Source organism: Allobosea sp. P4_E12, assembly GCF_056401655.1.
In genome coordinates this window covers 110550-135905 of record NZ_JBFUIY010000014.1, presented here as the reverse complement: position 1 = coordinate 135905, position 25356 = coordinate 110550, and the positions used below count along the sequence as shown (strand labels likewise).

Annotated in this window: 19 protein-coding genes; 9 read left to right on the top strand and 10 right to left on the bottom strand. The window is 65.2% G+C overall.

Annotation, left to right across the window (positions count from 1 at the left end; genetic code table 11):
* Window positions 1–35: 35 nt before the first annotated feature.
* The 7 genes from fabI to AC1DW9_RS19150 form a co-directional block, all read right to left on the bottom strand.
* Window positions 36–812, bottom strand: a complete 777-nt coding sequence (gene fabI / locus AC1DW9_RS19180; protein ID WP_441506070.1) for an enoyl-ACP reductase FabI — start codon at window positions 810–812, stop codon at window positions 36–38.
* 4 nt (window positions 813–816) lie between these two features.
* Window positions 817–2001 (bottom strand): ABC transporter permease, encoded by a 1185-nt coding sequence (locus AC1DW9_RS19175; RefSeq protein WP_441506071.1) that lies wholly within the window; start codon window positions 1999–2001, stop codon window positions 817–819.
* Between the two features lies 1 nt (window position 2002).
* Window positions 2003–4741 carry a ribosome-associated ATPase/putative transporter RbbA gene (rbbA, locus tag AC1DW9_RS19170; RefSeq protein WP_441506072.1) on the bottom strand — a complete coding sequence of 913 codons (2739 nt, stop codon included), beginning with the start codon at window positions 4739–4741 and terminating at the stop codon, window positions 2003–2005.
* Window positions 4741–5787 carry an HlyD family secretion protein gene (locus AC1DW9_RS19165; protein ID WP_441490077.1) on the bottom strand — a complete coding sequence of 349 codons (1047 nt, stop codon included), beginning with the start codon at window positions 5785–5787 and terminating at the stop codon, window positions 4741–4743. Before AC1DW9_RS19165 ends, rbbA begins: the two co-directional genes overlap by 1 nt.
* A 62-nt stretch (window positions 5788–5849) precedes the next feature.
* Complete coding sequence (locus AC1DW9_RS19160) at window positions 5850–7064, bottom strand: acetate/propionate family kinase (protein WP_441506073.1); 1215 nt, start codon at window positions 7062–7064, stop codon at window positions 5850–5852.
* Window positions 7065–7067: 3 nt separating this feature from the next.
* Window positions 7068–8042, bottom strand: a complete 975-nt coding sequence (locus AC1DW9_RS19155) for a phosphate acetyltransferase (protein ID WP_441506074.1) — start codon at window positions 8040–8042, stop codon at window positions 7068–7070.
* Between the two features lie 8 nt (window positions 8043–8050).
* Window positions 8051–10351, bottom strand: a complete 2301-nt coding sequence (locus AC1DW9_RS19150) for a DUF3141 domain-containing protein (protein ID WP_441506075.1) — start codon at window positions 10349–10351, stop codon at window positions 8051–8053.
* 253 nt (window positions 10352–10604) lie between these two features.
* On the opposite strand from AC1DW9_RS19150, the gene AC1DW9_RS19145 reads away from it, so the two are divergent.
* Window positions 10605–11186: a hypothetical protein gene (locus AC1DW9_RS19145; protein ID WP_441506076.1), complete on the top strand. Its 582-nt coding sequence runs from the start codon at window positions 10605–10607 to the stop codon at window positions 11184–11186.
* Window positions 11187–11367: 181 nt separating this feature from the next.
* Here AC1DW9_RS19145 and AC1DW9_RS19140 read toward each other — a convergent pair whose 3' ends face one another.
* Together AC1DW9_RS19140 and AC1DW9_RS19135 are read right to left on the bottom strand one after the other, a co-directional pair.
* The gene (locus AC1DW9_RS19140; protein ID WP_441506077.1) at window positions 11368–13359 is read right to left on the bottom strand and encodes an acetyl/propionyl/methylcrotonyl-CoA carboxylase subunit alpha; all 1992 of its coding nucleotides are present in this window, start codon (window positions 13357–13359) and stop codon (window positions 11368–11370) included.
* Between the two features lie 8 nt (window positions 13360–13367).
* Entirely contained in the window at window positions 13368–14951 is a 1584-nt protein-coding gene (locus AC1DW9_RS19135; RefSeq protein ID WP_441506078.1) for an acyl-CoA carboxylase subunit beta, read from the bottom strand.
* Between the two features lie 106 nt (window positions 14952–15057).
* On the opposite strand from AC1DW9_RS19135, the gene AC1DW9_RS19130 reads away from it, so the two are divergent.
* From AC1DW9_RS19130 to AC1DW9_RS19115, 4 genes are all read left to right on the top strand, one after another.
* A complete protein-coding gene (locus AC1DW9_RS19130) occupies window positions 15058–16245 on the top strand; it encodes an acyl-CoA dehydrogenase family protein (protein WP_441490070.1) in 1188 nt (395 codons plus the stop codon).
* Window positions 16242–16865, top strand: coding sequence for a TetR/AcrR family transcriptional regulator (locus AC1DW9_RS19125; RefSeq protein ID WP_441506079.1), 624 nt, complete (start codon window positions 16242–16244; stop codon window positions 16863–16865). Before AC1DW9_RS19130 ends, AC1DW9_RS19125 begins: the two co-directional genes overlap by 4 nt.
* Before the next feature lie 68 nt (window positions 16866–16933).
* A complete protein-coding gene (locus AC1DW9_RS19120; RefSeq protein ID WP_476769003.1) occupies window positions 16934–19270 on the top strand; it encodes a putative bifunctional diguanylate cyclase/phosphodiesterase in 2337 nt (778 codons plus the stop codon).
* Between the two features lie 91 nt (window positions 19271–19361).
* Complete coding sequence (locus AC1DW9_RS19115) at window positions 19362–20405, top strand: histone deacetylase family protein (RefSeq protein WP_441506081.1); 1044 nt, start codon at window positions 19362–19364, stop codon at window positions 20403–20405.
* A 113-nt stretch (window positions 20406–20518) separates the two neighbouring features.
* On the opposite strand, the gene AC1DW9_RS19110 is transcribed toward AC1DW9_RS19115, so the two are convergent.
* Window positions 20519–22075, bottom strand: a complete 1557-nt coding sequence (locus tag AC1DW9_RS19110) for an acetolactate synthase large subunit (protein WP_441506082.1) — start codon at window positions 22073–22075, stop codon at window positions 20519–20521.
* Between the two features lie 240 nt (window positions 22076–22315).
* Here AC1DW9_RS19110 and AC1DW9_RS19105 point away from each other — a divergent pair, with 240 nt between their 5' ends.
* Genes AC1DW9_RS19105 through AC1DW9_RS19090 form a run of 4 tightly spaced genes read left to right on the top strand, consistent with a single transcriptional unit; the run spans window position 22316 to window position 25339 of the window.
* Window positions 22316–23284, top strand: coding sequence for an ABC transporter substrate-binding protein (locus AC1DW9_RS19105; RefSeq protein WP_441490064.1), 969 nt, complete (start codon window positions 22316–22318; stop codon window positions 23282–23284).
* Window positions 23281–23787: a mismatch-specific DNA-glycosylase gene (locus AC1DW9_RS19100; RefSeq protein WP_441506083.1), complete on the top strand. Its 507-nt coding sequence runs from the start codon at window positions 23281–23283 to the stop codon at window positions 23785–23787. The genes AC1DW9_RS19105 and AC1DW9_RS19100 overlap by 4 nt, the downstream gene beginning before the upstream one ends.
* Window positions 23788–23789: 2 nt before the next feature.
* A complete protein-coding gene (locus AC1DW9_RS19095; RefSeq protein ID WP_069877596.1) occupies window positions 23790–24563 on the top strand; it encodes an ABC transporter permease in 774 nt (257 codons plus the stop codon).
* Window positions 24560–25339: an ABC transporter ATP-binding protein gene (locus tag AC1DW9_RS19090; protein ID WP_476775461.1), complete on the top strand. Its 780-nt coding sequence runs from the start codon at window positions 24560–24562 to the stop codon at window positions 25337–25339. Before AC1DW9_RS19095 ends, AC1DW9_RS19090 begins: the two co-directional genes overlap by 4 nt.
* Window positions 25340–25356 lie beyond the last annotated feature (17 nt).

Sequence of the window (25356 nt, the reverse complement as noted above, 5' to 3'; positions counted from 1 at the left end):
ATCACCGGCCGGGATACGATGTCCGGTCCGATGACCTAACCCATGATGTGATAGCCGGCATCGACATAGATCGTGTTGCCGGTCATGCCGGTGGCGGCATCGCTGATCAGGAAAGCGGCGACCTGCCCGACCTCGTCGATGGTGACGACGCGCCCTTGCGGAGCCCGCGCCGCGGCTTGGGACAGAAGCTCGTCGAAACCGGCGATGCCGCCGGCGGCGCGTGTCTTCAACGGGCCCGGCGAGAGCGCGTGCAGGCGGATGCCCTTCTGGCCGAGTTCATGGGCGAGATAGCGGGTCGTGCTCTCGAGCGCAGCCTTCACCGGTCCCATGATGTTGTAATTGTCGAGCACCTTCTCGGCGCCGTAATAGCTCATGGTCAGGATCGCGCCGCCCGCGCTCATCAGCGGCTCGGCCTTGCGGGCCATTTCGATCAGCGAATAGCAGGAGACGCGCATTGCCTGCTCGAAGCCGTCCCGCGTCACATCGACGACCCGGCCATGCAGGTCGTCGCGCGGTGCAAACGCGATCGAGTGGATGACGAAGTCGAGCTTGCCCCAGCGCCTTGTGATTTCCTCGAACACGGCGTCGAGCTGCCCGGGCATCTCGACATCGAGCGGCATGATGATCGGGCTGCCGAGTTCCTCCGCGAGCGGGCGCACCCATTTCTCGGCCTTGGCGTTCAGATAGGTTATGGCCAGCTCCGCGCCGAGCCGGTGCAGGACCCTGCCGCATCCGAAGGCGATGCTGTCCTCGTTGGCGATGCCGACGATCAGGCCCTTCTTGCCGCGGACGATGTCGTCGATCGTGCCCATCTGGCTAGTCTCCGAAGATCACGCGGCGGAAACGGCTGAGCGCATAGGTGAAGTATACACTGCCGATGACGACGAGCGCGACGAGCTGCAGCCAGACCACGGAGAGGCCCGCGCCGCGATAGAGCACGGCCTGCGAGAACCCCACGAAATGCGGTGTCGGACTGATGATCTGCATCACATATTGCAGCCAGACGGGCATGCTCTCCATCGGCGTGCTGGAACCCGACAGGAGCTGCATGATCACCAGGATCGGAATGGCGAGCAGCCCGAACTGGCCCATCGAGGTGGCGAGCGTGCCGAGCATGATGCCGAGCGCCGCGACCGTGAAGGCGTAGAGCGCCGCACCCGCCAGGAAGAGCGTCAGCGAGCCGGCGATCGGCACCTGCAGCCACCATTGCACGACGACCGCGAGCGACAGCCCGGCCGCGACCAGGATGACGAGCCCGTTGGCGATGATCTTCGCCAGCATGATCTCGGCCGGCACGACCGGCATCACCAGCAGATGCTCGACCGTGCCCTGTTCGCGTTCGCGGATCAGCGCCGCGCCGGTCAGGATCACTGTCAGCAACGTGACATTGTTGATCACCTGCATCACCGAGGTGAACCAGGCCGAATTCAGGTTCGGATTGAACTTGGAGCGGATGACGACATTGATGGGGGCGCTGGTCACGGTTTCCCGGCCGGCCAGGAAATTCGTCACCTCTTGCGCGATGATCGACTGGATATAGACCGAGCCGTTTCCGGCCTGGGTCATCGCGGTGGCATCGACATTGAGCTGCACGGATGCCCGCCGGCCGGAGAGAAGATCGGCCTGGAAGGAGGGCGGGATTTCCAGCACGAAGACCAGCCGGCCGTGATCCATCTCCTCGTCGATGTCGCGTGCGCTGATCGTCAGCGCGCTCTTGAACAGCGGTGGGTTCAGTGCGTTCTGGATCTGGCGCGAGAGATCGGAGCGGTCCTCGTCGACAATGCCGACGGTCAGGTTCTTCGCCTCGGTCGAGGCACCGGTCGCCACCGTGTAGACGGCGATGCTGAAAGCATAGACCACGAGGATGAGCATGACAGGGTCAGCCCGAATGCTGCGCAGTTCCTTGATGACGAGCTGGTAGATATTGGCCAGATGCAGCCGAAGGCCCGTTGGCCCTTGCTGCGCTGGTTCCGTCGTGGCGCTGGTTCTCTCCGGCGACATCTCAGAGCTCCTGTTTGCGCAGGAGAAGCTGCGAGACGACGAGGAAAAGGACTGCGAAGCCAGCGAGCATGATGAGGTTGAACGACAGGTCGTCGAACCCCAGGCCCTTTGTGAAGGCGCCGACGCTGACCGGCTGATACCAGGCCGTCGGGAAGCCGAGCCCGATCATCCGTGCTCCGCCCGACAGCGAGGCGACCGGAACGAGCAGGCCCGAGAAGTTCACTGCCGGTATGATCGACAGGATCGCGGTGGCGAATACGGCGGAGACCTGTGTCCTGGTGAAGGTCGAGATCAACTGGCCGAAGCCCGTCGTCGCGATCACGTAGAGCAGGGTGCCGAGCACCAGCATCGCGATCGAGCCCTTGATCGGCACCCCGAAGAGGATGATCGCAAGCAGCACCAGCAGCACGAAGCTGATCATCGCGATCGCGATATAGGGCAGCTGCTTGCCGAACAGGAACTCGAACTTGGTGATAGGCGTCGACTGGAAATTGGCGATCGAGCCGGTCTCCTTCTCCCTCACCACCGCAATGGCGGACATGACGGCCGGGATCAGGATCAGCATCAGCATGATCACGCTCGGCACCATCGCATTGACGCTCTTGAAGGCCTGGTTGTAGCGGAAACGGGTCTCGACATTGACGAGACTGGCCGCGCTCGTGCCGGCACTGTTCTGGGCGAGCCATTCCTTGGCGTATTGCGCGGCAAGCCCGGTGACGTAGCCCTTCGTCGTCTCGGCGCGGAACGGCATGGCGCCGTCGAGCCAGACCGCGACCTCCGGCTTCCTGCCGGATTGCAGGTCGCGCCCGAAGCCGGGCGGGATCTCGATCGCGAGCTGCAACTCGCCGTTCCTCAGCCGCTGGTCGAGCTCTTCGGCCGTCCTGATCGGCGCACGCTCGTCGAAATAGCGCGAGCCGGAAAAGGCCTCGATCAGCTGGCGGCTTTCGGGGGTATTATCCTGGTCGAGCGCCGAGAAGCGCAGGTTCTCGACATCAAAGGAAATGCCGAAGCCGAAGGCGATCATCAGGACGAGCGGGCCCAGGAAGGCGAAGGCGAGCCGGATCGGATCGCGCAGCAGCTCCATCGTCTCGCGCCGCGAATAGGCCCAGAGCCGCTTCGGGTCGAAGCGGCGCGGGGCCCGGATGGGTTCCGGTGGCGGGAGTACCGCGTTCGGGTCAGGCGCCTCCGATTTCGCTTCGCGATCGATCCCTGCGGCCTCGGCGAGATAGTCGACGAAGGTGTCCTCCAGCGAGGAGCTTCCACGTTCCCTGACCAGTTCCTCCGGTGTGCCGACTGCGAGCACCTTGCCGGCATGCATCAGGGAGATGCGGTCGCAGCGCTCGGCCTCGTTCATGAAATGCGTCGAGAGGAAAATCGTCACGCCGTCATCGCGCGAGAGATCGATCAGCGTGCGCCAGAAGGCGTCGCGCGCGATCGGGTCGACGCCGGAGGTCGGCTCATCGAGAATGAGCATGGCCGGCCGATGGAGTACGGCGACCGCAAGCTGCAGGCGCTGCTTGATGCCGAGGGGCAGGCTGTCGGGCCGCGAGTCCACCACATCCCTGAGGTCGAAGCGCTCGAGCAGCTCCGCGATGCGACCTTCGATCTCATCGTTCGGCAGGTGATAGAGCTTTGCGTGGAGTTCGAGATTCTGCCGGACCGTGAGTTCGGTATAGAGCGAGAAGGCCTGCGACATGTAGCCGACATTCCGGCGCGTCTCCATGTCGTTGGAGCCCATCGGCTTGCCGAACAGCTTGGCCCAGCCCTCGGTCGCCGGCAGCAGGCCGGTGAGCATCTTCATCGTCGTCGATTTGCCGCAGCCGTTCGAGCCGAGGAAGCCGAAGATCTCGCCGCGCTCGATCCGGAAGCTGACATGGTCGACGGCCGTGAAATCGCCGAAGCGTCGGGTCAATCCTTCGGCCTCGATCGCCGGCACGGCGCTGTCGCTGGCCGGGCGCGGGCGTACGATGACCTCCTGGTGCTGCGCCCGCTTCGCCTCCGGGAGCAGCGCGATGAAGGCGGCTTCCAGCGATGTCTGGCCTGTCTTCCCCAGGATCTCGGAGATCGGCCCCGAGGCGATCACCTTGCCGTCATCCATGGCGGCCAGCCAGTCGAAGCGTTCGGCCTCGTCCATATAGGCGGTGGCGACGATCACGCTCATTTGCGGCCGCCGGCCACGGATGGTGTTGATCAGGTCCCAGAACTGGCCGCGCGACAGCGGGTCGACACCGGTGGTCGGCTCGTCGAGGATGAGGAGGTCCGGGTCGTGGATCAGGGCGCAGCACAGGCTGAGTTTCTGCTTCATGCCACCCGACAGCTTGCCGGCCGGGCGGCCTTCGAACGGGTCGAGACCCGTCGCCTTCAGCAACTCGTCGATCCGCCGCCTGCGCTCAGCTTCGCCCTGGCCGAAGAGCCGGCCATGGAAGTCGATATTCTCGAAGACGCTCAGCGTCGGATAGAGATTGCGGCCTAGGCCCTGCGGCATATAGGCGATGCGGGCGCCCTGCTTCTCGCGATGGGCCTTGTCGGCCATGTCGCCACCGAAGACCGTGACATGTCCGGTCTGGATTTCCCTGACGCCGGCAATCAGGGCGAGCAACGCAGATTTGCCGACGCCGTCGGGACCGATCACCCCCACCATGCGGCGGGAGGGGAAGTCGATCGAGACATCGTCGAGCGCAACCGTTTTGCCGTACCGGTGCGAGACATGCTCGACCTTGGCAATGACGCCGTCGTTCATCAGGGGAGCTTCACGGTGAGATCTTCGGGCCACTGGATCGACGGGCTGGTCCGGACGAAGCCCATGCCGCGCACCCCTGTCTTGGCCTGGCGGTGATATTTCTTCAGGACGCGCGGATCGATCTGCAGCTTGACGCGGAACATCAGCTTCTCCCGCTCGTCGGCCGTCTCGACGCTCTTCGGCGTGAACTGGGCGTCCGCCGCGACGAAGCCGACATTGGCCGGGATGACATATTGGGGCAGCGGATCGACGGTGATCCGGGCCTCGTCGCCAAGGGCGAGCAGCCCGGCCTGTGCGGCCGGGAGATAGATCGTCATGTAGACATCGCTGAGATCGAGCAGCGTCAGGATGCGCGCGCCTGCGCCGACGACCTCGCCCGCGCGTGCGAGCTGGTACTGAACCCGGCCGCTGCGGGGCGCGACGAGCGTCATGTCGACGAGAACCGCCTCGATGCGGTCGACCTCGGCTTCGGCGCTCTTGATCGCGAACTGCGCCTGGTCGCGCTGGGCCTCGGCTGCGACGAGCGCGGCCTTGGCGGTATCCGCCTTGGCGACGCGCTGGTCGAAGGTCTGCCTGGTCAGATAGCCCTTGTCGACGAGCTGCTGGCCACGCTCCAGCTCAGCCTGGCTGAGGGTGATCTCGCTCTTGCGCTGGACGATCAGCGCATTGGCTTCCGCCAGCCCATGCTTGGCCTTGAGAACCTGGGATTGGGCGCCGCGAAGCTGGGCTTCGTATTCCGGCGACGAAATGCGCGCGACCACTTGCCCGGCGGTGACGTCGTCGCCTTCATTGACGAGCACTTGCGACAGGCGGCCGGCATATTTGGCGGAGATATCGATCTGCGTCGCCTCGATACGGCCGTTCGACTTGGCAATCCCGCTGGGCATCGAGCCGCTGCGCAAGCGCTGGAGGAACGCCTGGATCTTCGACTGGGCCTGGGCCGGCGCCGTGATCGAGAGGTCGCGCGAGACCGGGGCGAGCACGCTGCCGACGGTCAGGAGCGCCACCGCCAGGGCTGTCGCTGCGGGTAGACGGACCACTATCATCATCACTCTCCGAGCTCGGCGGTTGCGCTTGCGGCGAGAACCGGCTGCTTCCTGATCCTGTGTTATGACCGCGCGGGCTCTCGCGCAGCCACTCCGGTGCTCCGAAGCAGCCGCAGCGTATGCTGCGCGATCATGCGTTCCTCGTCCGTCGCGACGACGAAAATCTGCGTCCGGCTGCCTTCGGCATCGATGCGCCTGTCATTGCGCCGGTTGGCCTCGGCCTTGAGCGACAGTCCTGCCCAGTGCAGGCGATCAACCACGTTCTGTCTGACCTGCCAGGCGTTCTCGCCGACGCCGGCCGTGAAGACGATGCCGTCGAGCCCACCGAGCGTGACCGACAGGCTGGCGATGGCTTGCGCGACGCGGAGGCTGAAGAAGTCGATCGCCATTGCGGCCTCGGGCCTCTCGCTCTCCTGCAGTTCGCGCACATCGTTGCTGATGCCGGACAGCCCGAGCAGGCCGCTTTCGTGATAGAGCATCTGGCCGACTGCGGCCGGGCTCATGCCCTTCTGCTCGATCAGATGCAGGACGACACCGGGATCGAGCGAACCCGAGCGCGTTCCCATCGGCAGTCCGTCCAGCGCGGTGAAGCCCATCGTCGTCTCGATGCTGCGGCCGCCCTGCAAGGCGCAGACGGAAGCCCCGGAGCCGAGATGGGCGATGATCACCCGCTTGTCTGCAATCTCCGGTGCGATGCCGTACAGCGCCTTCGAAACATATTCATAGGACAGGCCATGGAAGCCGTAGCGCCGGACGCCCTCGTCATAGAGCGCACGCGGCAGGGCGAAACGGTCTGAGAGTTCGGGATGGCCGCGATGGAAGGCCGTGTCGAAGCAGGCGACCTGCGGCAGGTCGGGCCGGCGTTGGCGCAGCACGCGGATCGGGTCGAGATTGCTGAGCTGATGCAGTGGCGCGAGCGGGATGAAGGTTTCGAGCGTCTTCATTACCGCGTCGTCGACCAGCACCGGTGCCGAATAGACCGGGCCGCCATGGACGACGCGATGGCCGATGCCGATGATGGCCATGTCCCGGATCTCGCCGACGACCCAGTCGGCAACGACCTGTTGCGCCTGCGCCGAGTTCGCAACCTCCGCGACGGTGAAGCTGCGCTCGATCAGCGACGTTCCGTCATGGCTCTTTGCCTTGAGCCGCGGACGGGTTCCGATCCCGTCCACGGCGCCGCCGAACATCAGCTCGATATCGTCGCCTGCGACGCAGTAGAGCTTGAACTTGATGCTCGAGCTGCCGGCATTGACGACGAACAGGACCTCGGTCACCGGCTAGGCTCCGATTGGCTTGGCCTGCAGCAACGCATGGGCATAGAGCCCGGCAACGGCGCAGGAGGCGAGGCGGGTCCGGACATTGTCGGCGCGGCTGGTCAGAATGATCGGCACGCGCGCGCCGAGTACGATGCCTGCGGCATCGGCCCCGGACAGGAAGGTCAGGTTCTTCGCCAGCATGTTGCCGGCTTCGAGGTCGGGCACCACCAGGATCTGCGCTCGGCCTGCTACCGGCGAGACGATGCCCTTGATGCTGGCCGCCTCCGGGCTGATCGCATTGTCCAGCGCCAGTGGCCCATCGAGCAGGCCTCCGGTGATCTGGCCGCGATCGGCCATTTTGCAGAGCGCTGCCGCCTCGATCGTGCTGGGGATCTTGGTGGTCACGGTCTCCACGGCCGAGAGGATCGCGACCCTCGGGGCTCCCAGGCCGAGCCCGACATGCAGATCGATGGCGTTCTGGATGATGTCGCGCTTGGCTTCGAGGTCAGGAAAGATGTTCACGGCCGCGTCGGTGATGAAGAGCGGCTCGGCATAGGACGGCACGTCCATGATGAAGACATGGCTGATACGCCGGCCGGTGCGCAGGCCTGTCTCCTTATTGGTTACCTCGGCGAGCAGCTCATCGCTATGCAGACTGCCCTTCATCAGGAGGGCCGCCTTGCCGCTGCGGACGAGTTCCACGGCCTTGGCCGCGGAAGCGACGCTATGCGGCGTATCGACGATCTCGAAGCCCGCGATGTCGAGCCCGGCAGCCTTGGCGGTCGCGATGATCCGGGCGGTGGGTCCAACGAGGATCGGTTTGATCAGACCCTGCGCTGCTGCGTCGAGCGCACCCCTGAGAGAGGACTCGTCGCAGGGATGCGCCACCGCCGTCATGACCGGCGCAAATTCGCGCGCCTTCGCGATCAGGCGCTCATATTTGTCGTGAGCATGACCTGATCGGGCGCTCGCGACAGCTTGGGAAGGCTGAGACATTCTGCGCTTCACTTCCGGGGCGATGAACTGCGGTGGGGCGCTGCCTTCGAGGCAGTGTCGAGGGCTGTCTCCTTGCGTGCAACCGACCGGCTCGCCAAGCGATGCAGATTGTCGGCGGTCGCACGCGTTTCGTGAACCGGCGACTGATCGGGAAACATCCGGCTGATCCGCTCGAAACGGACAAGCGCTTCGCCTTCGAGCGGCCCTGCAGCGGTCAGAATGTCGTGAAATTCCTCGAGCGATAGATGGGGGGTCTCGGTTTGCAACACCGTGGCGATCGCTGCGACCGCCGCTTCGCCGTCGAAGCGCAGCATGAAGAACTGTTCGCGGACGTTGAGCTTGAACTGCTGGAGCGTCATGCCGTCGAGCTTTTGATGCTTGCTGTGCAGGCGACGCAGTACGGCAAAGATCCGTTCGTCGATGCCGCCGCGTGCCGCTAGGACGTACATCACCGCACGCAGGATCGCGATCTTTGCGCTGACGCGTCCGACCCGTTGAGCCAGGTCGGAACGGCCTGCTTCGAGCGCCGCGACGCCGCGGTCGCGATCCGCTGGCCACGGGCGCGCCGTCTCGTCGGTGACGCCGAGCGCCGCCTGCAAGGCAGGCGCGCCGTAAATCTGTTTGAAGACGAGTTCGGTCGTGGAATCCCGGATGTCGCGGAACAGGTCGAGCGAGGCGACGATGTTCTGCGAGATGATCTCCTGCCAGGCCAGGAATGGATTGTCCTGGGCCGCGGGGCGGCGGTGTTCCCGAACGAGTTCCGCCCAGCCGCTGACGCCGCGCATGAAGGGGTTGTTGTGCGAAAAGATCTCGAACTGTGAGCGCAGCGGATTGAGCCGGCGTTCCAGCTCTGCAGCGGGCGCCGTGGCGGCAGCCTGCACGAATGGGCGCAGCCAGGTCTTGTAGAAACTGGCATTGATCTCGGAGACCTTGGCGACTGTCGCGAACCGACGGTCATCCTCCGCCGTGTTCAGTCCCAGGGCCCGAATGTCGTCGAGGCTGCGCGCCTCGAAGCGCAGGATATTGTCGCCGGTCACAAGATCGGCGTAGTCTTGGCCGGGCTCGCGCGGTGTGATCACCGCCTCCCACAGCCCGGGTGGCAGGATGTCGATCAGATCCATGTTCTCCGTGAGCTCGGTATGCTCCTTCTTCGCCACGGAGCTTGAAACGAAGACGCCGAGATGTCCGGCCTGCGGGTGGATGGAGTAGACGATCGTCTGCTCGGCTGCGATCAGCGCGAGGTCGCTTCCATAGAGATCGGTGATCCAGCCGAGTGCCTGCTGCGGCGGCGTGATGTTGTCGCCCCAGGAGCAGAACACGACGATCGGCGAGGCGACTTCGCGCAGGTCGATCCGCTTGCCGGAAGAGAGCGTCAGTTCCCCCTTGGTCAGCTTGTTGCCGACGAAGAGCTGTTCGACGATGAACTCGATCTCCTCTCGGTTGAGCAGCACATGCCCGCCCCACCATTTCTCAAAGGAGAGAAAGCGTTCGGCTTCGGTATCGACCTTCGACCAGACATCGTAGAGCTTGCTCCACCACGTATTGGCCGGGTTCAGCTTCTCGAAATTCTGAACGAGATAAGCGCCGTCGAAGATTCCGGCGCCGAGATCGCCGGTCAGCGAGGTGAGCCAGGAGCCGCCGAGCATGCCGCCGGAATAGCGCATCGGGTTGAGCCCATCCTTGCCGTTCCAATAAGCCAGCGGTGCGCCCGCGGCCATGATCGGCCCCATCAGCTCGGGCCGGGCGGCGGCGAGCCCGAGCACGGCCCAGCCGGCCTGGCAGTTTCCGATGACGCAAGGCTTGCCGGAGTAACCGGGATGACGCCTGGTGACGGCCTCGATGAAGGCAGCCTCGGCGCAGCCCACATCCTCGATCGTCTGGCCTCTCACCGGATCCGGCAGGAAGCCGATGAAATAGCAGGGATGTCCGGCAGCGAGCGCTGCGCCGATTTCGCTGTCGGGTTTCATGCCGCCAATGCCCGGACCATGGCCGGCACGCGGATCGACGACGATGAAGGGGCGTGAGGACTCGTCCGTGACGACGCCTTCGGGTGCAATGATCCGGACCAGGCCGTAATTGACCGGACGGGGCAGGCTACGGCCGCTCATGACGATCTCGAAGCCAAATCCGAGGACATTGGGAGCCGCCATCGCCAGATGGTCGAGGTAATTGTCGCCCCGCCGGCGCAACACATCGAGCATCAGCACGTTGCGCTGTGCGACGTCGACCAGATACGCGGCGAGGTCGGAGCCGGCATGGGCCATCGCAGCGGTCGCGCCAGGCGACGTCACGGAATATGCGCTCACCATATCGTTGTCCTCATATGGCCGGGGGGCCGATACGTCAGAAACTTCACGATGATCTTTCGCACTGCAATATCACCAGACTGAGACGCCCGCGCAACCTATGCAAGAGGGGCTTGTCATATGCGGCATTCGCCGGCGCGGGGAATTGACTTCAATCAAGTCGGCTCGCCGGCAGGATGTTCAGGATTCAATGCAATATCCTTAGCCGGAATATGGGGGTAGCTCTTGGCGCGATCATGGGAAATGGCGGTGACTGATGGCTGACAATGCAGCTCCGGGCTTGCGGAGTGCGAGCACGATTGAGTTGAGCCTGACCGATGGTGCACAGTTGTTCAACACGCTCGATCCGTTTCCCTTCCGCCAGCGCGACCTGTCGGGGGATGCCGAGCAGTACATCGTCGAATGGGCCGAGGAGCTGCCCAAGGATCGCGCCATTGAAATCCTCATCGACATCGCGGCGGACGGCGAATCCGGCGGCGCGGCGCCCGATCTTGCTGCGGCCATCGGCAATTGGTTCGACGGGCGTGCGCGATCTGAGACAAAGGCGATGCGGCAGCTGTTTCGGGACGGTCGCTTGGCCTTCCTGATCGGCCTCATCGTCCTGAGCGCCTGTCTCTTCATCGGCTGGTGGCTGTCGGAGCGTATCGAAGGCCCGTTCGCGCGCGTGCTTCAGGAGAGCTTCGTGATCATCGGCTGGGTCGTGATCTGGAGGCCGGCCGAGATGTTCCTCTACGACTGGCTGCCCATGCTTCGCCGGCGGACGCTCTATAGGCGCCTCGCCTCGGCACGGGTTACGGTGAGGAAGACGTCCGCGCCGACGAAGGCGGTGGGCACCTAGAGCATGCTGCGAAAGAGTGGCAACGGTTTTTCGCATTGAGAATGCTCTAAATTATGAGAGTCGATCGCACCGGATCCTGTCCGGTCCGAAGATCTAACTTTCGGTGTTTGCATCGGCTTTCCCGAGGGCCTCAATCCACTGTTCGGGCCGATACGCGAGGCGATCGGCACCGCGCTCGCGCTCAGACCGGCTCGATCGCGACCAGAATGTCGCCGGCTGCCACCGTCGATCCGGCCCTCGGACCGATCCGTTGAACCGTTCCGCCGGCGGGGCTCTTCAACTCCATGAAGAGCTTCATCGATTCCAGCACGGCCACGATCTGCCCGGCCTCGACGGTGTCGCCCGCGGCGACATGCAACGCCGCAAGTGTTCCTGGCATCGGTGCCCGCACGGTGCTGCCGGAATCGCCGCCCGCATCGCGGCGCGCTGCTGCGGCCTCGATCGCGAACGCGATCTCGATCCGGCCTTCGAAGCCGCCGAGGCGCAGGAGCAGACCCTGGGTGTCGCAGACGGCGTATGCCATCTGGCTCGCCCCGCTCATGGCCACCACCCACTCGGCGTCCGAGCCACCGCGACGGAGCGCGATATCATGTTGGCCACCGGCTGACGCGACGCGCAGGAAGCCATCATGGGTTTCGATAGTGAGCCGCGTCGCATCTGCGCCGGCTCCGATGGCCAGATGCGTCGTCGCCGGCCTTCCGGCAGGCGCGAGAAGGCGAAAACCCTTGAGCGCATGCCATGGCGTGCCGTCGGGCTCGGTCCCGCGCGCCGTGAGCCAGAGGGCCGCCGCCACCGCATTGAGCAGGTCCTGCGGCACGGCTTGCGGCTTCCAGCCTCCCGGGAAATTCTCGCTCAGGAACAGGGTTGTGGCCTCGCCCCTCGTGAAGCTCGGAGTTCTCAGGGCATCCGCCAGGAACGCACGGGTGGTCGCCGGCCCGAGCATCACCATCCCATCCAGCCCTCTGGCGAGCCGCTGGGCCGCGCTCGTGCGATCGGGCGCATGGGCGATGACCTTGGCGAGCAGGGAATCGTAATGCGGCGTGACCTCGCTGCCGGCTGCGATGCCGCTGTCGACGCGCGCCGCCTGCGGTTCCCGCCACAGCCTGATCACACCGGTATCGGGCCGGAAGCCGTGGTCCGCCCGCTCTGCCGTCAGCCTGGCTTCGATGGCGTGGCCCGAGCAGCGGATCTCGCCCTGGGCCAGCGGCAGGGGCTCGCCTGCCGCGATGCGGATCTGCCATTCCACCAGATCGAGCCCGGTGATCGCTTCGGTGACCGGGTGCTCGACCTGCAGYCGGGTGTTCATCTCGAGGAAGAACACCTCCTGCGTCACGGCATCGACAAGGAATTCGACGGTCCCGAGATTGTCGTAGGAAATCGCGCGCGACAACCTCAAGGCGTAGTCATGCAGGGCCGCGCGTGTCTCATCCCGCAGGTTCGGGGCTGGCGCTTCCTCGATCAGTTTCTGGTTGGAGCGCTGCACCGAGCAATCGCGCTCGAAGAGATGGACGATGGCGCCGTGCCTGTCGCCCGCGACCTGGACCTCGACATGGCGCGGGCGCGTCACGAATTTCTCGATCAGCAGGCGCCCGTCTCCGAATGCGGCTTGTGCCTCGCTGCCCGCCGCGGAGATGGCGGCATCGAGATCCTCCTCCCGTTCGACCTTGCGGATGCCCTTGCCGCCGCCACCGGCAGAGGCCTTGACCATGACAGGCAGACCGACGCGCAACGCCTCCCGCTTCAGCACGTCGCGGGACTGGTCGGCCCCGTCATATCCGGGCACGCCCGGCACGCCGGCCTCGCGCGCGATCTGCTTGGAGCGGATCTTGTCGCCCATGGCAGCGATGGCGGTGGCCGAAGGGCCGATGAAGGCGATGCCTGCCTTTTCGCAGGCGGCGATCAGGTCGAGCCGTTCCGAGAGAAAGCCATAGCCGGGATGGATCGCCTGCGCGCCTGTCGCCAGTGCAGCCTCGATGATCCGGTCGGCTCGCAGATAGCTGTCGCGCGCGGGGGCCGGGCCGATGGAAATGGCCTCGTCCGCGAGGCGCACATGCAGCGCGTCACGGTCCGCATCGGAATGGACTGCAATGGCGCGGATGCCGAGACGGCGGCAGGTCTTGATGATGCGGCAGGCGATCTCGCCGCGATTGGCAATCAGGATGCTCTCGAACATGGCGGCGGTCACATCCGGTAGACGGGGCGAGGGGAGGTGTCGCGCGCTTCGCCTGCGGCAAGCGAGAGACACAGGCCGAGCACGTCGCGCGTCTGCGCCGGCTCGATGATCCCGTCATCCCAGAGCCGTGCAGTCGCATAATACGGGTCGCTCTGCTCCTCGAACTGGGCCCGCGTCCTGCGATCGAGCTCGGCGATCGTTGCCTCGTCGGCCGCGCCCTTCAGGCTCTGGCGGCGCAGTTCCGTGACGACCGTGGCTGCAACCTCGGGGCTCATCGTGGCGATACGGGCATTCGGCCAGGAGAACAGGAAACGTGGCCGGAAGCCGCGCCCGCACATGCCGTAATTCCCGGCGCCATAGGAGCCGCCGATCAGCACGGTGTATTTGGGAACGCGCGCATTCGAGACGGCATAGACCAGCTTGGCGGAATGCTTGGCGATGCCCCCGCGTTCGGCTGCGGTGCCGACCATGAAGCCGGTGATGTTCTGCAGGAAGATCAGGGGGATCTGGCGCTGGTCGCAGAGCTCGATGAAATGGGCGCCCTTCAGCGCCGATTCTGAGAAGAGCACGCCATTATTGGCGATGATCCCGACGGGGTAACCGTGGATGCGGGCGAAGCCGGTGACGAGCGTTGCGCCATAATCGGGCTTGAAGACATTGAAGCTGCTGTCGTCGACGACGCGGGCGATCACCTCGCGCACGTCATAGGGTCTGCGTAGGTCGGTCGGGACGATGTGCTCGAGTTCGGCCGCATCGAGCCGCGGTGGCACGGACGGGTAGGGCGCTGCGCCCAGCCTGCCGATTTCGCCGAGCGAGCCGACGATCTCGCGGAGCTTGGCGAGGCCCTCCATTTCCGTTTCGACCAGATGGTCGCTGACGCCCGAGACCTGGGTGTGCATCTCGGCCCCGCCCAGGGTCTCGCCATCGACGATCTCGTGGATCGCAGCCTTCACGATCGGAGGGCCGCCGAGATGGATGCGCCCGGTGCCCCTGACCATGATCACTTCGTCGGACAGCGCTGGAATATAAGCGCCGCCGGCGGTGCAGCCGCCGAAGACGAGCGAGATCTGGGGAATGCCGGCCGCCGACATCCGGCATTGGTTGTAGAAGGAACCGCCGAAATGGTCGCGGTCCGGAAAGACCCGGTCCTGTTCCGGCAGGAAGGCCCCGCCGCAATCGACCAGGTAGAGGCAGGGCAGGCGATGTTCCTCGGCAATCTCCTGCGCCCTGAGATGCTTGCGCACTGTCTCGGCGAAGAACGAGCCGCCCTTCACCGTCGCGTCATTGGCGATCAGCATGCAGGCACGGCCGGAGACGGTGCCGATGCCGGTGACGATGCCGGCGCCGGGCACCTCGTTGCCGTAGAGCCCCCAGGCTGCCAGCGGCGAGAGTTCGAGGAAGGGGGATTGGGCGTCGAGCAGCAGGTCGATGCGCTCGCGCACCATGATCTTGCCGCGCGTTTCGTGCCGCTCGCGCATTCTGGGGCCGCCGCCATTGGCGACGAGGGCATGGCGCTCGCGCAGGGTGGCGAGCATCTCGGTGAGAGGCGGGGGCACGTTTGCGCGCGCTTCGCTCGTGGAGCCTGCAGACATGGTTCCTCCCGCCTCGGCGCTCGCCCTTGATCTCGTTGATCAAGTCACCTACCGTCCGTTAGGTAGGCGACTTTGCGCCGAGAGGTCAAGCAGCGGGGAGAGTGCGATGACGGCGGTGGACAGACTGGGGCCCAGGACCGACGAAGAGCTGCGCCGCTCGCCTTACTTCACCGAGGAGCACGAGGCGCTGCGCGATCAATTGCGCCGCTTCGTCGAGACCGAGATCAAGCCGCATGCGCTCGCCTGGGAGGAGGCCGGTTTCGTGCCGCGGGAGGTGCTGCGTCGGATGGGCGAGCTCGGTTTCTTCGGCATCCGCTACCCCGCCGAATTCGGCGGCTCGGAGATGGATACGCTGGCGACCGTGATCCTGGCCGAGGAGCTTGGTCGCTCGACTTTCTCCGGCGTTGCTATCACCGCGTTGGTCCATACCGACATGGCCTCTGTCCATGTCTTCAATGCCGGCAGCAAGGCGCAGCATGACCGCTACATGCCGGACATCATCGCCGGCAAGACGATCTGCGCGGTGGCGGTGACCGAGCCTGACGCGGGTTCGGATGTGAAGGGCATCCGCACCACGGCACGGCGCGAGGGCGAAACCTATGTCCTGAACGGCGCCAAGATGTTCATCACCAACGGTGTCCATGCCGATCTCTACTGCGTCGCCGCCAAGACCGATCTCTCGGCCAGGCCCTCGCAATCGGTCTCGATCTTCCTGGTCGAGAAGGGAACGCCCGGTTTCCGGGTCTCACGCGCACTCGACAAACACGGCTGGCGCTCTTCCGACACCGCCGAGCTCGTCTTCGAGGACTGCCGCATCCCGGCCGCGAACCTGCTCGGCCAGGAGGGGCGCGGCTTCTACGCGATCATGCGCAACTTCCAGAATGAGCGCACGGTCATCGGCGCGATGGCGATGGGCGAGGCGCAGGCTGCGCTCGATCTCACGCTGGATTATGTCCGCACCCGCAAAGCCTTCGGGGCTCCACTCTGGGAAAAGCAGGCCATCCGCCAGAAGCTCGCCATGCTCTCCGCCAAGGTCGAGGCGGGGCGCCAGCTCGTCTATCACGCCGCCTGGCTCGACGCCCGTGGCGCTGAGGCAACGCGCGAGGTCTCTATGGTCAAGGCGTATTGCGGCGAACTGGTCAACGAGGTGATGTATGCCTGCCTGCAGTTCCATGGCGGCATGGGGTTCATGCGCGAAAGCGCCATTGAACGCCTGACGCGGGATGCGCGGGTCCAGTCGATTGGCGGCGGGGCCACCGAAGTCATGCTGGAAGAGGTGGCGAAGCGGTTGTGAGCATTCAGACGACGAAAGCGGAGCGCGGTGCCGTAGAAGGGGGCGCGCGCCGGCTGATCCTCGACACGGCTGCACGCCTGCTGCGCCAGGGTGGCTATCACCAGACCACCCTGCGCGAGATCGCCGAGGCGGTCGGTATCCGCAAGGCCAGCCTCTACTATCACTTCGCGTCGAAGGAGGAGATCGTCGAGGCCGTCGTCAATGACGGCGTTCGCTTCGTTCAGGAGGCGGTGGTTGCCGCTTTGCAGGGATCCGAGGGGGCCGAGCCACGTGCCCGGCTGGAATGCGCGATTCACGCACATCTGACGGCGCTGCATGGCCATGGCGATTACACCTCGGCGAGCATCAAGGCCTTTGCCTTCGGCGCGATGTCGGTGCCGGACAGCGTGCGCAGGGTTCGCCGCGCTTATGAGGACGTCTGGCGTCTCCTGATCGCCGAGCTTCAGGCCGCCGATGTGATCGCCGCAGAGCGTTCGCCGGAGGCGCTGCGCCTCTTCCTGCTCGGCGCCCTCAACGGCTCCACCGACTGGTACCGCCCCGGGCGCTTCGACATCCCGGAACTGGCACGCGAATTCGCCGCTCTGATTGCGCCGCGAGCCGGGCTTGCCACGCCCGATTGACGCATTGCGCTGCAACAAGTTCCGGCTGCCTTAACGCGGTTTTGACCTTCGCATCGTAACGATGCGGCATGCAACGCGACAGTTTGTTCCGATTTGGTGGAGAATTCCGCGATTCCGACCGGGAGGAGATCTTCCAGGCGGCCCGGTTGCCGGAGACCCTCCGGCAGTGCCGACTGATCTTCCTGATCTCGGCGCTGCTGAACACGTTCTTCCTCGTCAGCGACTGGCGCTTCTTCGGGACGCCGCATTTCCTCGTCGCGGTGTCAGCACGCCTCTCCGTCGTGGCGGTGTCGGTTCTCTGTGCGATCCTGATCCGCAGGGCTACCCGCTTCAAGCAGGCCGAGGCCGTGACCGTCCTGTGGGAGGTCGGCTGCGCCGTGGCGGTCGCCTTCCTGGTCAGCTCGCGCAGCGATCTGGCGCTTTTCGTCGTGTTGCTGCTGCCCTCCATCTTCTATCTGGTGGCGCCGATATCCTTCCGCTGGACCTTCATCCTCGGCGTCTGCACCAGCCTGCTCATGCTGCTCGGCTATCTCGGTTCGGGCCCCTATCCCAGCACCTTCGTCGGGCTGGTGCTCGTGCTGGCGATGCTGAACTTCGCGCTCGGCCTGGTCGTGATCCACGCCAACCGCCTGAGGCGGCTGGAATGGACTGCGACCCAATCAGAGCGGGCTGCAAAGGAGGAGCTCGACGAGAGCCGCGCCATGATCGAGCGCCTCTTCATGGCCGTGCCGATCCCGCTCGTCGTCGCATCGGTGGCGGATGGGCGCTTCGTGCGGGCCAATGACGCGGCGCTGCGCTTCTTCGGCAAGGGAGCGGGAGGCGATCTGCGCGAGGTGGCTGTGCCGGATGTCTTCGTCGATGCTGAAAGCCGGCGCAGCCTGACCCGGCAATTGCTTCGCGGCGCGCATGTCGGCGAGTTCGAGGCCGAGATCCGTGACGGATCCGGCACGAGCCGCGACGCATTGATCACCGCGACCTCTTTGTCGATGGGCCAGTCCTCGACGATCGTCGCCGGCATTGTCGACATCACCGAGCGCAAGGCCGCCGAAGCGCATGTTCGCTGGCAGGCGACGCATGACGCTCTGACGGGCCTGCCGAACCGCCTGCTCTTCCAGGAGCGTCTGCAGGAAGCCCTGGCGGATCTCGGCGATGGCGAGACCGTGAGCCTGTTCCTGGTCGATCTCGACGACTTCAAATCGGTCAACGACACGCTTGGGCACGATGCCGGAGATGCCCTGCTGAACGAAGCGGCCGCGCGCCTCCTGCGCCATACGGCCCCCGGAGATCTCGTCGCGCGACTGGGCGGCGACGAATTCGTGGTGCTCTCGACCGAGACGATGGACGTGCCCGAGGCTCAGGCCAAGGCGGAACGGCTGCTGACGGCGCTGCGTGGCCCGCTCAGCCATCTCGGACACGCGATTTCCTCTCGCGCCAGTCTCGGCATCGCGCTTGCGCCACAGCATGATAGCGCTCCGATCGAGCTGATGAAGGATGCCGATCTCGCGCTCTATCGCGCCAAGGCCTTGGGCCGGAACATGGCGGTGGTCTATGACAGCGGCATGCGCGAGGCGATGAACGCGCGCGTCGCCATTTGCCGCGAATTGGCCGAGGCGTTGGCGCAGGACCGCATCCTGCCCTTCTATCAGCCGCAGGTTTCACTGGTCACTGGCGCCATCGATGGCCTTGAGGCGCTGGCACGTTGGCGCCATCCGGAACGCGGGATCGTACCGGCAGCCGCGTTCGTCCATGGGTTGGAAGATCCGGAGACCGCTTCTGCGATCGGCGATGTCATCCTGCGCAAGGCGATTGCCGATCTGAGCAACTGGCTGGCAACGGGGATCACGGTCCCGCGGGTCTGGGTCAATCTCGCGCCAGCGGTGTTCCGCGATCCGCAGTTTTCGGAGAAGCTGCTGGCCCAGCTGGCAGAGGCGGGCGTCCCGACATCCTGCTTTGGCGTCGAAGTCACCGAGACGGTGCTCCTGGCCCGCGCGGCCGGGGATGCCGAGCGCGCGCTGAAGACGCTTCGCCAGCGCGGGGTCTCCGTCGCGCTGGACGATTTCGGCACCGGCTATGCGTCGCTGACCCATCTCAGGCGCTTCCCCGTCGATGTCATCAAGATTGATCGCGGATTTGTCCGCCATCTCGACGAGGGTGGGGAGGATGCTGCCATCGTGCGCGCGATCATCAACCTCGCGGCCGACCTGAAGCTGGATCTGATCGCGGAGGGCGTCGAGACACGGAAGCAGGAGGCCTTCCTGCGCCAGTGCGGCTGCAGCTTCGCGCAAGGCTATCGCTATTCCCGTCCGGTCCCGGCGCATCGGGTGCCGTGGCTGAGCCAGCAGTCAGGCTTGCAGCCGGCCGAACCCGCCATGGATGCAGACCGGGGCGGCGTGGCTGCGGCCTGACCACGCGCCCGGCGCTTGCTAAGCATGTCATTGCAAGCTCGCGCACCGTCGAGGGGATGGTGCAGATCAACAATCCGAGGACCGTTTCCGCATGCGCGCCTTCTATCACCCGGACCAGTCGCTTCACGATCCGCAGCAATACATGCGCTTCGGCCGCGTTGTCGCGCCGAAGGATCTGCCGGAACGCACGGAGCAATTGCTGGGCGCGCTCGCCCGCCATGGCATCACGCCGGAGCGCCCCGGCGCTCACGGCGTCGACCCGATCCTGGCCGTGCACAGCGAGGAATTCGTCCGCTTCCTCGAGACGCTGTGGGAGCGCTGGGTCCAACTGCCAGAGCGTGGCCCCGAAGCGTGGCCCAACACTTTCCCCTATTGGAGCGGCAGGGTCGATGAGGACATGCGTTCGCCTTGTCGGCCAACCGGCCTGATGGGCCAGCTCGGCTGGTTCCTCGGCGATCTCTCCGTGCCGGTCGGCGAGCACTGCTGGACCTCGACACTGCGCTCGGCCGAGACGGCGGTCTCAGGTGCTGACGCCATCCTGGCCGGCGAGCACGCGGTCTATGCGCTTTGCCGCCCGTCCGGCCACCATGCCCGTGCCGATCGCGCCACCGGTTTCTGCTACATCAACAATACGGCGGTTGCGGCCCAGCGCCTGCGCTCCAAGTTCGGCAAGGTCGCGATCCTTGATGTCGATGCGCATCATGGCGACGGCACGCAGCAGATCTTCTACCGCCGCTCGGATGTGCTGACGATCTCGGTCCATGCCGACCCGGTGAACTATTATCCCTTCTTCACCGGGTATGCGGACGAGCGCGGCAACGGTGCGGGCGAGGGCTTCAATATCAACCTGCCGCTCGCCCATGGCGCGGGCGGCGCCGAAATGGAAGCCGCCGTCGATCGTGCCGGCAAGGCCATCCGTGACTTCGGCGCCGAGGCGCTGGTCATCGCGCTCGGCTATGACGCGCACAAGGACGACCCGATCGGTGTGCTCAAGCTCGAGGCTTGCGATTTCGGAACGATCGGGCGGCAGGTGAAGGCCATGGGATTGCCGACCCTGGTGGTGCAGGAAGGGGGCTATGCGATCGAGGCGATCGGCGGCTGCCTCGACGGCTTCCTGACCGGCTTTGGCGCCTGAAGACGGCGCCCTCGTGATGTCCGGCCCTGGGCCGGGCATCACGCCTTGAAGCCACAATCGATCAACGAGGGCGCGGAGGCCGGGGCAAGCCCGGCCTCCGCGCCAGGCGAAGTTCAGATCACTGCCTCGATCAGGAACGGTCCCTTCCGGGACAATGCGCCCTGGAACAGCTTGGTGAATTCCTCGGCGGTGGTCGCGCGGCCCGCTTCGACGCCCATGCCGCGCGCCATCGAGACCCAGTCGAGCGCCGGCTCGTCGAGATTGAGCATCAGCTTGGCGTTGCGGCCGAAATCATTGACACCGACGGCGCGCATCTCGCCATGCAGGATCTGGTAGGTCCGGTTGGCAAAGACCACCGTGACGACGTCGAGATTCTCGCGCGCCTGTGTCCACAGGCCCTGAACCGTATACATGCCGGAGCCATCGGCCTGCATGCCGATGACCTTGCGGTCCGGGCAGGCCACCGCTGCGCCGATCGCGAGTGGAATGCCCTCGCCAATCGCGCCGCCGGTGAGCTGGATATAGTCGTGCTGCGGGGCGTTGTGGCATTGCTGGTAGAAGACGCGGCCCGATGAGACCGACTCGTCGCAGATGATGCTGTTCTCGGGCAGCAGCGTCGCCACGATCGTGCAGACCTTGTCGGCGTCGAGCGCGCCGGTCGGCAGGGCAGCAACCTCCTTGCGAGGCTCCGCGACATAGAGCGGTTGGCTCTGGCGCGCGCCAAGCTCATCGGCCAGCGCCTCGATCGCGAGCGGCAGGTCGTCGCCGATCTCGGCCAGCGTCACCACCGCGCAGCTGTCCTGGATCAGGCGGCCGGGCTTGCCCGGATAGGCAAAGAAGCCGACCGGCACCTTGGCGCCGACCAGAACCAAAAGGTCGATATCCTTGAGCGCCTCGAGCGCGATATCGACCGGGTAGGGCACTTTCGGCAGGGCGACACGGCCGACGCCGCGCTCGATGCGGCCATTCGACATCTGGCCGAAAACGCGCGCGCCGGTGACGGCGCAGATCCGCGCCGCCATCGCCATCGGGCCTTCGCGCAAAGCCATATTGGTCATCATCAGGGCGGCACGCTTGCCGTGCTTGCGAAGGGCGGCTGCGGCCTCCTTCACGGCGGTCATATCGACCGATTTCAGCTTGGGCACCGCGACCGGCGCAAGCTTGGCCGGCGCGACGCTGCCCCAGGCGCAATCCGCCGGAAGGATCACGGTGGTTACGCCCGGCAGCGACATGGCGGCGGCATAGGATTCGCCGATCGCCGGGCCGACATCCTCGGGCGTCGTGATCCGACGGACGAAATGGGACATCGGCTGGGCCAGGCTTTCGATATCGCTGGTCAGTGGCGCGTCATGGACGAGATGATAGGTCGCGTGATCGCCGACCACATTGATCATCGGAGTCCAGGCCCGCCTTGCATTGTGCATGTTGGCAAGGGCGTTCGCCATGCCGGGGCCGCAATGAAGCAGCGTCGCCGCCGGCTTGTCGGCCATGCGGGCGTAGCCGTCGGCCGCACCGGTCACCACACCCTCGAACAAGCCGAGTACGCAGCGCATCTCCGGCTTGCGGTCGAGCGCCGCGACGAAATGCATTTCGGAGGTGCCGGGATTGGCAAAGCAGACATCCACGTCATTGACGAGGAGGGTATCGCAAAGGCGGTCGGCGCCGTTCATTCTGGAAGGACCTCTTGGGAGATGCGCGGCGCGCAGGACCCTGCGAAGGGAACGGAACCCTCGTCCGGTGTCAAACAAGAGAAATTTATCACCTTCGTTCAGGAAACTGATCGCCGCCTTGACGGTTTTGCATATGCATTTAACCTGCCTTGGAATGAAGGTTGCATCCCGCTTCGGATGAGGCGATGGGCTTTAAGTCTCACGGGCGCGAACGACATCAACCAGGGGAAGGGTTTCGACATGACAGGTTTGAAGCGTATCGGAGCCGCGGCCGGACTTGGCTTCGCGGCGCTGCTGGCTGCCACGGGCGCACAGGCGCAGACCAAGGTTTCGATCGGCATTTCCGGCTGGACCGGTTTCGCGCCCCTGGTGCTGGCCAAGGAGGCCGGCATCTTCGCCAAGAATGGCCTCGATGTGTCAATCAAGAAGATCCCGCAGAAGGACCGTCACCTTGCCATCGCCTCCGGCGATATCCAGTGCGCCGCCACGACTGTCGAGACCTGGATCGTCTGGGACGCCGCCGGGATCAAGACCAAGCAGCTCTTCCAGCTCGACAAGAGCTATGGCGCCGACGGCATGGCGGTGCGTAGCGCGACCGGCTCGATCAAGGATCTGAAGGGCAAGACGGTTGCTGCCTCTGCGCCCGGCACGTCGCCCTATTTCGCGCTCGCCTGGTTCCTCAAGGAGAACGGCATGTCGGTCAAGGACGTGACCGTGGTCAACATGGAGCCCGGCCCGGCGGCCCAGGCCTTCATCGCCGGCCAGAATGATGCGGCCATGACCTATGAGCCCTATCTCTCTGCCGTGCGCGACAAGCCGGATGCCGGCAAGATCATCGCGACCACGCTCGATTATCCGATGGTGATGGACACCTTCGGCTGCACGCCGGCCTTCATCGCGGGCAACGAGGCTGCCGTGAAGGGGCTGACCAAGAGCTATTTCGAGGCGCTCGAACTGATCAAGGCCGATCAGGCCAAGGCCTATGGCATCATGGGCGCCGACGTGAAGCAGTCCGGTGAGCAGTTCGGCAAATCCGCCGGCTTCCTGCGCTGGTCGGATGCCGAGGGCAACAAGAAGTTCTTCTCCGGGGAATGGCAGGCCTTCACCACCAAGGCGGCCGACCTGCTGCTCGAGATCGGCCTGATCAAGTCGAAGCCCGATATCACCACGCTGGTCGATACGCGCTTCGTTTCGGGCGGTGCGATGTGACGATCCTGCCGGACGTGCTTGCGCCACGTCTGGGAATCGTCTTCTGCGGCACTCAGGCCGGGCGCGCCTCAGCCTTGCGGCGCGCCTATTACGCCGGACCGGGGAACAAGTTCTGGCGGGTGCTTCACACCATCGGCCTTCTTCCCCGGCAATTCAGGCCTGAGGATTTTCCTCACTTGCTCGACTATGGGTTTGGTCTCACCGACGTCGCGAAAGCGACCTCCGGGCCGGATGCCGCGCTCGTTCGTGCTCATTTCGATGTTGAAGGATTCTTGATGAAGATGCGTGCGACGGCTCCGGCCTTCATCGCCTTCAACGGCAAGCGGGCGGCCGAGGCCGTGCTGGGTCAATCCAGTGCTGCCATCGGCTATGGCCGCCAGCTGGTTGATGTCGCGGGTTGCGCGACTTTCGTGCTGCCATCGACCTCCGGCGCGGCCTCGGGCTTCTGGTCGGTCGAACCCTGGCAGGAACTGGCCTCGGCCTGGCGTTCGCGGGCGATTTGACGATGAAGCCGCTTCAGCCCGTTTCCGTCCCGTCCCGCGTCGCGCTGGGGCTCGGCTTCTTCGTACTCTTCGTTGCGCTCTGGTCGGTCGCGACCTTCGGCGGCTATGTCCAGCGCCTCTTCCTGGCCGATCCGCTGACCATGGTCGGCGAGGGCTACAAGCTGCTCGTCGAATACGGCTTCGCGTTCGATATCGGCATGACGATCTGGCGTGTCCTCGGCGGCTTCATCCTCGCGGTCATCGTCGCGCTGCCGCTCGGCATCCTGATGGGCGCCTACAAGCCGATCGAGGCCTTCTTCGAGCCCTTCGTCTCCTTCGCGCGCTACCTGCCGGCCTCGGCCTTCATCCCGCTGCTGATCCTCTGGGCCGGCATCGGCGAGACGCAGAAGCTGCTCGTCATCTTCATCGGCTCGGTCTTCCAGATCATCCTGATGATCGCCGTCGCGGTGGGCTCGATCCGGCGCGATCTCGTCGATGCCGCCTATACGCTGGGCGCCAGCGACCGTTCCGTGGTGATGCGCGTGCTGCTGCCCAATGCTGCGCCCGAGATCGCCGAGATCCTGCGCATGGTGCTGGGCTGGGCCTGGACCTATGTCATCGTCGCCGAGCTGATCGGTTCCTCCTCCGGCATCGGCCACATGATCACCGACAGCCAGGCGCTGCTGAACACCGGGCAGATCATCTTCGGCATCATCGTCATCGGCCTGATCGGGCTGATCTCGGATTTCCTGTTCAAGGCGGTCAATCAGCGCCTGTTCCCCTGGGCCGCGAAATGAGCAATCTCATCATCGACAATGTCGGAAAATCCTTCCCCGCGCGTCACGGTGGGCAGGCGACACGGGCGCTGATGCCGACGTCCCTCAGCGTCTCCGACAACGACTTCATCACCATTCTCGGCCCCTCCGGCTGCGGCAAGTCGACCTTGCTGCGCATGATCGGCGGGCTGGAGACGCCGACGGAAGGGCGCATCCTGCTCGATGGCGAGACGGTGACAGGGCCCGGTGCGGATCGCGGTTTCGTCTTTCAGAGCTATACCCTCTTTCCCTGGCTGACCGTGGCGCAGAACATCGCCTTCGGCCTGCGCGAGAAGGGCGTGCCGGAGGCGGAGCGGCTGCGGATCGCCGTCGACTGGGCCGGACGCATCGGTCTCAAGGGCTTCGAGAACCATTTCCCCAAGCAGCTGTCGGGCGGCATGCAGCAGCGCACCGCGATCGCGCGTGCCCTCGCCAATGATCCAAAGATCCTGTTGCTGGACGAGCCCTTCGGCGCGCTCGACAACCAGACACGCGCCCTGATGCAGGAAATGCTGCTCGGCATCTGGGAGCGTGAGCAGAAGACCGTGCTCTTCGTCACCCATGACGTCGAGGAGGCGATCTTCATGGCCTCGCGCGTCGTGGTGATCAGCGCCCGGCCGGGACGCGTCAAGGCGGACATCCCGGTCGACCTCCCGCATCCGCGGCCCTACACGATCAAGACGAGCCCGGAATTCGTCGCGCTCAAGGAGCGGCTGGTCGAGGAGATCCGGGCAGAGGTGATGGCGAGCGCGGCTTAGCCCGCGATCTTGTGCAG